This is a genomic window from Nonomuraea sp. NPDC050202 (genome assembly GCF_040656115.1).
In the GTDB taxonomy this organism is placed as follows: Bacteria; Actinomycetota; Actinomycetes; order Streptosporangiales; family Streptosporangiaceae; genus Nonomuraea.
Genome location: NZ_JBFALF010000029.1, coordinates 1 through 13,705 on the forward strand (window position 1 = coordinate 1; position 13,705 = coordinate 13,705).

The following is a 13,705-nucleotide window of genomic DNA, read 5'->3' on the forward strand; positions in this document are numbered from 1 at the left end:
GAGGTGGCGCGGGGGTTGACGTTTCATGCGCCGTCGATTCCGATCGTGTCCACGTTGGCCGGGGAGCCGACTGCGGAGATCGCCACTGCCGGGTATTGGGTGCGGCAGGTGCGGGAGCCGGTCCGGTTCGCTCAGGCGCTGGAGTGGCTGGGCGAGGTGCCGGTGCTGTTGGAGATCGGCCCGGACGCCACGCTGACCGCGATGGCCCCCGACCGCGACGTCGTCCCGCTGCTGAGAAGGGACAAGGACGAGCCGCGCGCACTGCTCACCGCCCTGGCGACCGCCCACACGCGCGGAGCGCAGGTCGACTGGCGCGCCATGCTCACCGGCAGCCTGGTCGACCTGCCCACGTATCCGTTCCAGCGCAGCCGCTACTGGCTGGATCCCACCTCCGGTACGGACGCCACAGGCCTCGGCCTCACCCCGGCCGGGCACCCCCTGCTCGGCGCCACCGTCTCCCTCGCCCAGGAAGGCGGGACCGTCGTCACCGGCCGGCTGTCCACGCGGTCCCACCCGTGGCTGGCCGACCACGTCGTGGCGGGCGCACTCGTGATCCCCGCCGCCGTCTTCGCCGACCTGGCCCTGCACGCCGCCGCCCACGCCGGCCAAGACCAGGTCGGCGAACTCTCCCTCGAGACTCCGCTGGTCATCCCGGAAGGCGGCGAGGTCACCCTCCAGATCTGGGTGGACGCCGACGGGCACCGGCTCACCATCCACGCCCGCCCCGGCCCCGACCAGCCCTGGACCCGCCACGCCACGGCCACGCTCACCGCCGGTGCCGGCACCCCGCCACCCGAGGACGGCACGGAGCCCGATCCGGCGGGCGGTCCTCCCGAGGGCGACCCCGCCGACCTCGACGCGCTGTACACCGCCATGTCCGCCGCCGGGCTGGAGTACGGCCCGGCCTTCCAGGGCCTGCGAGCCGCCTGGCGGCACGGTGACCGCGTGTACGCCGACGTCGCGCTGCCCGAGCCGCTGCAGGCGGGCGCCGACCGCTACACCCTCCACCCGGCGCTGCTCGACGCGGCGCTGCACGCGGCCGGGCTCGGTGTGCTCGCCGCCACGGTCGCGGCGCGGATCCCGTTCGTCATGACGGGCATCCGCGTGCACGTACCCGGCGTGACGGCGGCGCGAGCCCGCCTGACGCCGCTCGCCCCCGACTCGCTGGCCCTGACCCTGACCGACGCCGCCGGCCGCACGGTCGCCGACGTGGACGCGATCACCTTCCGCCCGCTCCCGGCCGAGCGGCCGGACGCGGACATGTACACCGTGGACTGGGCCGAGATCCAGGCACCCGACGCCGTGCCCCAGGCCGGCATCGCCGTTCTCGGCGAGCCGTACGAGGGGATCGCCGCACCGTGTCACCCCGACCTGGCCGCCCTGCCCACCGGCGCGCAGGCGCCGCAGTACGTGCTGGCCCCGATCACCGCGGCACACGCCGGGCGGCCGGACGACGAGGTGGCCGCCGTGCACAGGACGGCCGAGCGCGCGCTGGACCTGGCACGTGCCTGGCTGGCCCACGACCGGCTCCCGGGCGCCCGCCTCGTCCTCCTGACCCGGGGAGCCATGGCGCCACGACCGGGGGAGGACGTCACCGACCTGGCCGGCGCGGCGGCATGGGGCCTGATCCGCTCCGCGCAGTCCGAGCACCCGGGCCGGTTCGTGCTCGTCGACCTCGACGAGACGGCGCAGTCCCGCGACGGCCTGCGCCGGGCGCTCGCCACCGGCGAACCGCAACTGGTGCTGCGCGGCGGCACGATGCTGGTACCGCGCCTGGCCCGCGCGAGGCCAGGGGACGAACCTCCCGCGGCGTACGACCCGGAAGCGTACGGCCCGGAAGGGACGGTCCTGATCACCGGCGCGACAGGGGCGCTGGGCGGGCTGCTCGCCCGGCACCTGGTGTCCGAGCGCGGCGTGCGCAGGCTGCTGCTGGCCAGCCGCAGCGGCGCGGACGCTCCCTCGGCCCCCGGACTGCGGGCCGAGTTGCAGAGGCTGGGAGCGCGCGTCGAGTTCGTGGCGTGCGACCTGGCGCACCGGGACCAGGTCGCCGCCCTGCTCGGCACCGTCGATCCCGAGCACCCGCTGACGGCTGTGGTGCACGCGGCCGGAGTGCTCGACGACGGCGTGCTGGAGTCCCTCACGCCCGACCGGCTCGCCGCCGTGCTCCGCCCGAAGGCGGACGCGGCGCTGCACCTGCACGAGCTCACCCACGGTCTGGCCGCGTTCGTGCTGTTCTCGTCGGCCGCCGCCGCGTTCGGGACGCCTGGCCAGGCCAACTACGCCGCCGCCAACGCCGTGCTGGACGCGCTCGCGCAGCGCCGCCGGGCCCGCGGGCTTCCGGCGACCTCGCTCGCCTGGGGCCTGTGGGACGTGGAGGCCGGAATGGCGGCCACCGCCAGGCCGGGGACCGCCGCGCTGACGCCCGGGGCGGGGCTGGCCCTGTTCGACACGGCCGGCCGGTACGACCACGCCGTCCTGGTGCCCGCGCGCCTGGACCTCGCGGCGATCGCGCGCTCCGGCGAGCCGCCGCACCTGCTGCGCGGCCTGGTCCGCACCCGCCGGCGCCCCGCGGAGGCCGGAGGCCCGCAACTGGCGCGCCGCCTGGCCGGGCTGTCCGGCCAGGAACGGGAGCGAGCCGCCCTGGAAGCGGTGCGGACCGAGGTCGCGGCGGTTCTGGGACATCGCGGCCCGGAGGCCGTGCCGCCCGCCGCGACCTTCGCCGAGCTGGGCCTGGACTCGCTCACCGCCGTCGAGCTGCGCAACGCCCTCGCCGCCGGCACCGGCGTCCGCCTGCCCGCCACCCTGGTCTTCGACCATCCGACGCCCGCGGCGCTGGCCGGATTCCTGCTGCGGGAGATCATGGACACGCCGGCCACGCCCGCCCCTGTCGTCGTGGACCGGCCGAGCGCGGACGAGCCGATCGCGATCGTGGCGATGGCCTGCCGCTACCCGGGCGGCGTGCGCTCGCCGGAGGACCTGTGGGACCTGGTGACGGCCGGCGGCGACGCGATCTCGCCGTTCCCCACCGACCGGGGCTGGAACCTGTCCACCCTGTACGACCCCGACCCGGACCGGCCCGGCACCAGCTACACCCGTGAGGGCGGTTTCCTGTACGACGCCGACCGCTTCGACGCCGACCTGTTCGGCATCGGCCCCCGCGAGGCGCTGGCGATGGATCCGCAGCAGCGGCTGCTGCTGGAGGGCGGCTGGGAGACGTTCGAGCGCGCGGGCCTTGACCCCACCTCGATGTCCGGCAGCGACACCGGCGTCTTCGTCGGCGTGATGTACCACGACTACGTCACGCTGCTGCCGTCCGTCCCCACCGACCTGGAGGGCTACGTCGGCACCGGTACGGCCGGCAGCGTCGTCTCCGGCCGCCTCGCCTACGCCTTCGGGCTGGAGGGCCCGGCCGTCACGGTGGACACGGCGTGTTCGTCGTCGCTGGTGGCGATGCACCTGGCGGCACAGGCGCTGCGGCGCGGCGAGTGCTCGATGGCGCTGGCGGGCGGCGTCACGGTGATGGCGACGCCGGGGACCTTCGTGGAGTTCAGCCGCCAGCGCGGGCTGGCGCCGGACGGCCGGTGCAAGTCGTTCGCCGCCTCCGCCGACGGCACGGGCTGGGCGGAGGGCGTGGGCCTGGTGCTGCTGGAGCGGCTGTCCGACGCCCGCCGTAACGGCCACCGCGTGCTGGCCGTGCTGCGCGGCAGCGCCGTCAACCAGGACGGAGCCTCCAACGGGCTCACCGCCCCGAACGGCCCCTCGCAGCAGCGGGTCATCCAGCGCGCGCTCGCCGACGCGCGCCTGGCCCCCGGCGACGTGGACGCCGTCGAGGCGCACGGCACCGGCACCGCGCTCGGCGACCCCATCGAGGCCCAGGCGCTGATCGCCACGTACGGCCACGACCGCGACCGGCCGCTGTGGCTGGGGTCGGTCAAGTCCAACATCGGCCACACCCAGGCGGCGGCAGGGGTCGCCGGCGTCATCAAGATGGTGCAGGCCATGCGGCACGGCACGCTGCCGCGGACCTTGCACGTCGACGAGCCGACACCGCACGTGGACTGGTCGTCCGGGGCGGTGTCGCTGCTGACCGAGCAGCGGTCCTGGCCGGCGAACGGGCGGCCCAGGCGGGCCGCGGTGTCGTCGTTCGGGATCAGCGGCACCAACGCGCACGTCATCCTCGAAGCGGTCTCCGCCGAACCCGACCCCCCGGCGAGCCGCGAACCCGGGCTCGAGCCTCCGGCGAGCCGCGAACCCGGGCTCGAGCCCCCGGCGAGCCGCCAACCCGAACCCGAACCCGAGTCTCGGGCGAGCCGCGAAGCTCAGCCGCTGCCGTGGGTGGTGTCGGCGGCGACCGAGCCCGCGCTGCGCGAGCAGGCCCGCCGCCTGCTGACCCGCTTGGAGCGCGACCCGCAGCCGGATCTCGCCGGCCTCGGACTGGCCCTCGCCACCACCCGAGCCGGCCTCGAACAGCGCGCGGTGCTGGTGGGCGCCGACGTGGCCGCCTTCACCCGAGGGCTCGGCGCGCTCGCGGCAGGCGAGCCCGCGGCCGGAGTCGTCCGGGGATCCGCCCGCGCAGGGACCGAGGCGGTGTTCGTCTTCCCCGGCCAGGGACCGCAGTGGCTCGGCATGGGTGCGGCGCTGCTCGACTCCTCGCCGGTGTTCGCCGCGCGGATCGCCGAGTGCGCCCAGGCGCTCGCCCCCTACCTCGACCTCTCCCTCGAGGACGTGCTGCGCGGGAAGGGCGACCTGGAGCGCGTGGACGTGGTCCAGCCCGCGCTCTGGTCCATGATGGTCGCCCTGGCCGAGCTGTGGCGCGCGTACGGCGTGCGGCCCGCCGCCGTCGTCGGCCACTCGCAAGGGGAGATCGCCGCCGCCTGCGTGGCGGGCGCCCTCTCGCTGGACGACGGCGCGCGGGTGGTCGCGTTGCGCAGCCGCGCGCTGCGCGCCCTCGCGGGCACGGGCGGGATGGCGTCGGTACAGGCGCCGCCGGACCGGCTCGCCCTCGACGGCACCGGGCTCACCGTGGCCGCAGTGAACTCCCCGTCGTCGGTAGTGGTCGCGGGCGCGGACGCGGCTCTCGACGCCCTGATCACCCGATGCGAGGCCGAGGGGATCCGCGCCCGGCGGCTGCCCGTCGACTACGCCTCCCACTCGCCAGGGGTCGAGCCGATCCGCGACGACCTGCGCGCGGCGCTGGCCGGGATCGCGCCCCGCCCGCCCGCCGTGCCGTTCCTGTCCACGGTGACGGCACAGTGGGTCGAGGACGAGCCGCTGGACGCGGAGTACTGGTACCGCAACCTCAGACAGCCCGTCCTGTTCGCCGAGGCCACCGGCGCGCTGCTCGGCCGAGGGCACCGGACGTTCCTGGAGGTCGGCCCGCATCCCGTGCTGGCCGCGGGCATCCAGGAGAGCGGAGAGCAGGCAGGGCTCGCCCTCACCGTGGCGGCGACGCTGCGACGTGACGACGGCGGCCTGGACCGCTTCCTGACCGCGCTGGGCGAGGCGTACGCCGGCGGCGTGGCCGTCGACTGGCGGGCCGCCTACGACGGCCGACCGGTCACCAGGGCGGAGCTGCCCACGTACGCGTTCCAGGGCCGGCGGTACTGGCTGGAGCCCGAGCCCGAGCAGGCGACCGCCGGGGCCGATCCGGCGGAGACGGCCTTCTGGCAGGCGGTGGCGAGCGCGGACGCCGGCCAGGTCGCCCGGACACTCGGCGTGGACGACCCGGGCCCGCTGGACGCGGTGCTGCCCGCGCTGACCGCCTGGCACGCCCGCCGTGGCGAGCGGAACGCGACGGCGTCCTGGCGCTACGAGGTCACGTGGACGCCCGTCGCACCCGAGGCGTCCGGGCTGTCCGGCACCTGGCTCCTGGTCGTCCCCGAGACGCCCGCCGCGGGCGAGAGCGCCGCGTTCTGCGCCGCCGCCCTGGCCGAGGCGGGGGCCGAGGTGGTGACCGTCACCCACGGCCCGCGGTTCACCCTGCCCGCCGGGCTCGCCGGAGTGGTGTCGCTGCTCGCGCTCGACGACGTGCCCGTGCCCGGCCACCCCGCCGTCTCCGCCGGCCTCGCCGCCACGGTGGCGCTGGTTCACGAGCTGGACGGCGCCGGCGTCCCGCTGTGGCTGGTGACGCGCGGCGGCGTGCGCACCGGCGCGTCCGACGGTCCGGGCGAGCCGGGCCAGGCACAGGTGTGGGGGCTGGGACGTACCGTGGCGCTGGAACTCCCGCGGCTGTGGGGCGGCCTGGTCGACCTGCCCGCCACCCTCGACGCCCGCGCCGCCACCCACCTGGCGCGCGCCCTCGCGGGCACGGGCGGCGAGGACCAGCTCGCCGTGCGGCCCAGCGGCCTGCTGGCCCGCCGCCTGGCCAGGCTGCCGGTCCCGGCGCCCGGACCGGGCTTCCGCGCTCGCGGCACCGTCCTCGTCACCGGCGGGACGGGCGGCTTCGGCGCCCACGTGGCCCGCTGGCTCGCCGGCCTGGGCGCCGAGCACCTGGTGCTCGTCCCCGAACGCCCGGGAACCGGTGACCTCGACGCCGGCGCCTTCGGCGGCACCCGGGTGACCGTCGCCGACTGCGACCTCACCGATCGCGCCGCGCTGGCCGCCCTGCTCGCCGAGCATCCGCCGACCGCGGTCTTCCACACGGCGGGCACGCTGAACGCGGCCCCGCTGGCAGGCACCTCCCCGGCCGAGCTGGACGCGGTGCTCGGCGCCAAGGCGCTCGGCGCCACCCATCTGCACGAACTGCTCGCCGGCCACGAGCTGGACGCCTTCGTGCTGTTCTCCTCGATCGCCGGAGTGTGGGGCAGCGCCGGGCAGGCCGCCTACGCCGCCGCCAACGCCCACCTGGACGCGCTGGCCGAGCACCGCCGCGCCCGCGGCCTGCCCGCCACCGCCGTGGCGTGGGGCCTGTGGGCCGAGGTCGATCTCGGCGATCCGGCGGCCGAGGCCGAACGCCGCGAGCAACTGCGCCGCCGCGGCGTGCCGCCGATGCCGCCGGACCTCGCGCTGGTCGCGCTCGGCCAGGCGCTGGAGGAGGACCGCCCGGCTCTCGTGCTGGCCGACGTGGACTGGGAACGGTTCGTGCCCGCCTTCACCGCGCTTCGGCGACGGCCGTTCGTGGAGGACCTGCCCGAGGTGGCCGGCCTCCTGCGCGCCGCCGCCGACAGCCGGCTCGCCGACGCCGGGAACGCCGAGCTGCCGCGCAGCCTCGCCGGGCTCACCGACGCCGAACGCCGCCGCCGGCTGCTGCGGGCCGTACGCGGCGAGATCGCGGCCGTGCTCGGCCACGACGGCGCGGACGCGGTCGAACCCGGCCGCCAGCTGCGCGAGCTGGGCCTCGACTCCCTCGCCGCCGTGAACCTGCGCAACCGGCTCGGCGCCGCCACCGGGCTGGACCTGCCCCCCACCCTCGTCTTCGACCACCCGACCGCCGAGGACCTGGCGGCACACCTGGGCGCTCGCCTGGACGAGGCCGCCCGCCCGTCCCTGGACGACGCGCTGGCGGGCATGGCCGCGGCGATGGCCGCGATCCCGCCGGGCGACCCCGCGGCGGAGCGGGCCGCCGCCCGGTTGCAGGCGTTGCTCGGCGAACTGACCGCCCGGCACGAGCCGCCCGCCCTGCCGGGGGAGGCCGTGGCCGAACGGCTGCGCGTGGCCAGCGACGACGAACTGTTCGACTTCCTCGACGCCGAGCTGGAAGGGTGAGAATCGGTGACCGCTGGCGCCGCGCCGACCGGAGAGTCGACCGAAGACAAGCTGCGTGACTACCTCAGAAGGGCCACGCTGGAGCTGCACGAGACCCGCCGCAGGCTCCGTGAGGCCGAGGAACGGCACCGCGAGCCGATCGCGATCATCGCGGCGAGCTGCCGCTACCCCGGAGGCGTGCGCACGCCGGAGGACCTGTGGCAGCTCGTGGCCGGGCAGGCGGACGCGATCGGGCCGTTCCCCGCCGACCGGGGCTGGGACCTCGAGTCCCTGTACCACCCCGATCCCGACCATCCCGGCACCACGTACGTCCTGCGGGGCGGGTTCCTCGACGACGCGGGCGGCTTCGACGCGGCCTTCTTCGGGATCTCCCCGCGCGAGGCCCTGGTCATGGACCCGCAGCAGCGGCTGCTGCTGGAGACGTCCTGGGAACTGCTCGAACGCGCCCGCCTCGATCCGGAGTCGACGCGCGGCAGCCGGACCGGGGTGTTCGTCGGCACCAACAACCAGGACTACGCCGCGCTGCTCGACCCCGTCCCCGACGGGCTGGAGGGATTCCTGCTGACCGGTGTGGCCGCGAGCGTGCTGTCGGGCCGGCTGGCGTACAGCCTGGGATGGGAGGGGCCCGCGCTCACCGTCGACACCGCCTGCTCCTCCTCGCTGGTGGCGTTACACCTCGCCGCGCAGTCGTTGCGGCAGGAGGAGTGCTCGCTGGCCGTGGCGGGCGGCGTGTCGGTGTTGTCCACTCCCTCGGGGTTCGTGGAGTTCAGCAGGCAGCGCGGGCTGTCGCCGGACGGCCGCTGCCGATCCTTCGCCGCCTCCGCCGACGGCACGGGCTGGGCCGAGGGGGTCGGCCTGCTGCTGCTCGAACGGCTCTCCGACGCCCGACGCAACGGGCACGAGATCCTCGCCGTGATCCGGGGCAGCGCGCTGAACCAGGACGGCGCCTCCAACGGCCTCACCGCGCCGAGCGGCCTGGCGCAGGAGCGGGTGATCCGCGCCGCGCTCGCCTCAGCCGGGCTGACGCCCTCCCAGGTCGACGCCGTCGAGGCCCACGGCACGGCGACCGTGCTCGGCGACCCGATCGAGGCGCAGGCGCTGCTCGCGACCTACGGCCAGGACCGGGACCGGCCGCTGTGGCTGGGGTCGATCAAGTCCAACCTGGGGCACGCCGCGGCCGCCGCCGGAGTGGCCGGGGTGATCAAGATGGTCGAGGCGATGCGGCACGGCGTGCTGCCCGCCACCCTGCACGTGGACGAGCCGACATCCCGGGTCGACTGGTCCCGCGGGCGCGTCGCGCTGCTCACCGAGGCCCAGCCGTGGCCCGACACGGGGCAGCCGCGACGGGCGGGCGTCTCGGCGTTCGGCGTGAGCGGCACCAACGCCCACGTCATCCTGGAAGCCGCGCCACCGCCGGAGCCCCGGACGGAGCCCCGGACGGAGCCCCGGACGGAGCCCCGCACGGAGCCTCGGACGGAGCGCCTGCCCGCGATGGGGATCACCGGGGGAGCAGCGGCCGCGTGGCTGCTGTCGGCCAGATCCGAAGCCGCACTCCGCGCCCAGGCCGCCCGCCTGCGCCCCTACGCCACGGACGCGGAGCACGGCGAGCCCTCCCGCGTTCACCGGGTCGCCTGGTCGCTGGCGACCACGCGGGCCACGCTCGACCACCGTGCGGTGATTGTCGGCGCCGAGGCCGCCGACTTCGCCCGGGGCCTCGACGCGCTGGCCGCCGGGCAGTCGGCCCCCGGGCTCGTGCGGGGAACGGCACGCCCGGGAGCGCAGGTCGCGTTCGTCTTCTCCGGGCAGGGCGGGCAATGGGCGGGGATGGGCAGGCGGCTGCTGAGGTCCTCTCCGGTGTTCGCCGAGGCGGTCGGCCGTTGCGCCGACGCGCTGGCACCGTACGTCGGCTGGTCGCTGACCGAGGTGCTCGACGGCGGCTCGAACGCCCCCGACCTGCGCCGCGACGACGTGGCCCAGCCGGCGCTGTGGGGGACGATGGTGGCGCTCGCCGAGCTGTGGCGGGCGGCGGGCGTGACCCCCGACGCCGTGGCAGGACACTCGCAGGGAGAGATCGCCGCCGCGACCGTCGCCGGCGCGCTGTCCCTGGACGACGGCGCCCGCGTGGTCGCGCTGCGCGCCCGGCTGATGGCCGAGGCCGGCGGCGCGGGCGGGCTGCTGGCGGTCGCGCTGCCCGCCGACGAGGTCGAGCGGCGCTGGGGCGATCGGGTGACGGTCGCCGCCGACACCGGGCCGCGCTACACGACGGTGGCAGGGGAGGCGGGGCCGCTGGCGGAGGTGCTGGCCCAGTGCGAGGCCGACGGGGTGCGGGCGAGCCGCGTCGAGGTCGGCTACGCGGCCCACTCCCCGTACGTGGAGCCGGCCCGGGACCGGCTGGTCGCCGAACTCGCCGGGCTGACACCCGGGACGGCGCGGATCCCGTTCTACTCCTCCGTCACGGGCGGGCCGCTCGACGGCCGCGAACTCGGCGCCGCCTACTGGGGCCGGAACCTGCGCGAGCGCGTCCGGTTCGCCGACACGGTCCGGGCCCTGCTCGCCGACGGCGCCACCCTCTTCGTGGAGCCCGGGCCGCACCCCGTGCTGGCGGCGGGTGTGGCGGCGACGGCGGAGGCGGCCGGCGCACCCGCCGCCGCGATCGGCACGCTGCGCCGCGACTCGGGAGACCTCCGCCGGTTCCTGACGGCGCTCGGCGAGGCCCACGCCCACGGGGCACGGGTGGACTGGCGGGCCATCCTGACTCCCGCCCCGCCGGTCGACCTGCCGACGTACGCCTTCCAGCGGCGGCGCTTCTGGCTCACCCCCCGCAGACCCGCCGCCCACGGGGGCGACTCGTGGCGGTACCGGCTGGACTGGCGGCCGATGCCCGCGGCGGCTGCGACGCCGGTGCTGTCGGGCACCTGGCAGGTGCTCGTCCCCGCGGCCCACGAGCGGCACGGGCTGGTCGAGGACGTCGTCGCCGCTCTGACCGAGCACGGCGCCGAGGTCGAGACGAGCAGCCGGGCGCGGCGCGGGGCGTACGCGGGAGTGGTGTCGCTGCTGGGCCTGGACGAGTCCGCGCATCCGGACCATCCCGCGCTGAGCCGGGGCCTGGCCGCCACGCTGGCGCTCGCCCAGCCCGGCGGCCTCCACAGCGGCCCCCTGTGGCTCGTCACCCAGAACGCCATCACCGACACCGGCGCCCCCGCCGGCACCGCTCCCGGCAGCGGTGCCGGGGAGCCGGCGCGCGCCCGGATCTGGGGCCTGGGCCGGAGTCTCGCCCTGGAGCGGCCCGAGCTGTGGGGCGGCCTCGTCGATGTGCCGGAACGGCTGGACGAGCGGGCGCGCGTCGCCTTCGCCCGCGCGCTCGCGCAGCCTCCCGGAGGTGAGGACCAGGTGGTGGTGCGCGGCGGTACGCTGCTCGTCCCCCGCCTGAGCCGCGCGCCGTACGCGGCGCCGGAGTGGCAGGCCGCCGGAACCGTCCTCGTCAACGGCGGCTCCGGCCCCTACGGGCCGCACCTCGCCGCCTGGCTGGCCGAATCCGGTGCCGACCACGTCATCCTGGTCGCCGACGAACCGGTCGCGGACCTGGGCGAGCGGATCACCGTCGCCGTCGCCGACCCGTCGGACCCGGCCGCGCCCGCCCGGCTGGTCGCCGAGCACCGGCCGTCCCTGGTGGTGCACGCGGCCGACCACCTGGAGGAGAGCACCCTGGCCGGGCTCACTCTCGACCGGCTGGAACGCGTCCTGGTCGCCAACGCCGTCGAGGCCAGGGCGCTGAGCGAGGCCACGGAGACGGACCTGGTGCTGTTCTCCACGATCGCGGCCACGTTCGGCGGCGTCGGCCAGGCGGCGTACGCCGCGGCGGGCGCGGAGATCGAGGCGCTGGCCCGGCATCGGCGCGCCCGCGGCCGTCCCGCCACGGTGGTGGCCTGGGGGCCCTGGCTCGAACGCGACAACGGCGAGCTGGGCGCGCGCCTGGAGAGCCAGGGGGTGTCGAGGATGCGCCCCGGCCCCGCCTTGCAGGCGCTGCGGCGCGAACTGTCCGCCGCGGGCACCGCCGCCACGGTATCCGCCGCGGGCACCGCCGCCACCGCCGGCTCCATGTCCGCCCCCGGCGCCGGCGGCGCCGGCGGCACCGGCGGCACCGCCGCCATCGTCGATCTCGACTGGCCCCGGTTCGCCTCCGCCTACGCCGGGGACCGCCACCGTCCCTTGATCGCCGATCTGGACGAGGCCAGGCCGCGCGGCTCCGCCGTCCCGGACGGCATGCCCGCGCTGGCCGGCCCCCTCGACCAGGAGAACCTGATCACGCTGGTCTGCGGCCACGCCGCGTCCGTCCTCGGCCACGACGATCCCGCCGACATCGACGCCGACAGCCGCTTCACCGACATCGGCTTCGACTCGCTGACCGGCCTGCAACTGCGCAACGCCCTCGGCCGGACCGTGGACCACGCCCTGCCCGCCGACCTCGTCTTCGAACACCCCACACCTCGCCGGCTCGCCCAGCACCTGGAGCAGATCCTGAAGGAGCACGACCGATGAACCAACGCGTCAAAGTCCTGATCGTCGGGGCCGGGCCAGTCGGACTGATGGCGGCGTGCGAACTGCGCCGCCGCGGCGTCGCCGCGGACATCGTGGACGCGGCGCCGGAACCCGGCACCGGATCCCGCGCCATCCTGCTGTGGCCGCCGTCCCTGGAGGTCTACCGCGACCTCGGCATCCTGGAGGAGGCCCGCAAGCGCGGCGTGGGGGTCGGCGCGCTGAGCTACCACGTCGGCGGCGCCACGCTCAGGCTGCCGCTCGCCCCCACCATGGCGCCGCTCATCCTGCCGCAGCAGGACACCACCGAGCTGCTGCAGGACGAGCTGCGCAGGCTCGGCGGCGACGTACGGCGTGGCCTGCGGGTGGTGGGCCTGACACAGGATCAGGACTCGGTCACCGTCACCGCCCGGGAAGTGGACGGCCGGGAGGTGACGCTGGAGGCGGAGTGGCTGATCGCGGCCGACGGCTTCCGCAGCACAGTCCGGGACCTGATCGGCGCGGACTTCACCGGCGCGCCCCTGCCGATCACCTTCCTCCTCGCGGAAGGCCGGATGGAGGGCGACTACGACGCGCAAGCGGTGAACTACTACCTCGGCCGTGCCGGGGTGGTGCTCGTGGCTCCGCTGCCCGGCGGCCGGGTGCGGATCTCGGGCGCGGTACCCGAGGGCACCGAGCTCACCGATGAGACGGGGCAGCGCCTGCTGGACGAGCGCGGGCCGGGCGGCCTGCGGCTCACCGACCTGACCATGAACACGCTGTTCACCAGCCACGAGCGCATCGCCTCGCCACTGCGGGCCGGCCGCTGCTTCCTGGCCGGCGACGCGGCACACGTCCACTCCGTGGTCGGCGGGCAGGGGCTCAACCTGGGGTTCGCCGACGTGCGGAACCTGGCGTGGAAGCTGGCCGGCGTCCTCGACGGCAGGTACGCGCCGCACATCCTGGACAGCTACGACGTCGAGCGCCGCGCCGCCGCCGAGCAGACCGTGCAGGCCACCGGCCGGATGGCCAGGCAGGCGGTGCTCAGCCCGGTCGCGCACCGGATCCGCGACCTGGCCATGACCCTCATGCACCGCACCGGCGTGCTCGGCCGCCGGATGCCGCCGCTGCTGTCGGGCTGGCTGATCACCTACCCGGACACCCTGTTCCCGGCCGCGGGCAAGGTGCCGCGGGGGCTGCCCCGGCCGGGCACCCGCCGGCCGAAGTGGCCGCTCGAACCCGACGCCGGCGACCGTTTCCAGCTCGTCACCACCGGGCCGGACGGCGGCCTGGCAGGCAGCCAGGGGGCGGCGCTGGCCGCCCGGCTGCCCGAACTGGTCGTCCACCGCCACCGGGCGGGCGGCGCCGACGCGTTCGTGCTGCTCCGCCCGGACGGCTTCGTCGGCGCGAGCGGCCCCGCCATCGTACTGCCGCACGCCGCCACCGCTCTGGAGCGGCTGGCGCCTCGCACCACGTGAAGGGACAG

At 76.5% G+C, this 13,705-nt stretch carries 3 protein-coding genes; all 3 read left to right on the forward strand.

All coding sequences use genetic code 11. The annotated features are described in order from the left end of the window. Positions 1–45: 45 nt before the first annotated feature. From AB0I79_RS46070 to AB0I79_RS46080, 3 genes are read left to right on the forward strand one after another with little or no spacing between them, the layout of a single operon-like run. On the forward strand, positions 46–7,704 hold the full coding sequence (locus tag AB0I79_RS46070; RefSeq protein WP_357887544.1) for a type I polyketide synthase: 7,659 nt from the start codon (positions 46–48) through the stop codon (positions 7,702–7,704). Positions 7,705–7,710: 6 nt separating this feature from the next. Then, a complete protein-coding gene (locus AB0I79_RS46075; protein ID WP_357887547.1) occupies positions 7,711–12,243 on the forward strand; it encodes a type I polyketide synthase in 4,533 nt (1,510 codons plus the stop codon). Further along, on the forward strand, positions 12,240–13,697 hold the full coding sequence (locus tag AB0I79_RS46080) for an FAD-dependent monooxygenase (RefSeq protein WP_357887550.1): 1,458 nt from the start codon (positions 12,240–12,242) through the stop codon (positions 13,695–13,697). The genes AB0I79_RS46075 and AB0I79_RS46080 overlap by 4 nt, the downstream gene beginning before the upstream one ends. The last annotated feature ends 8 nt before the right edge of the window (positions 13,698–13,705 follow it).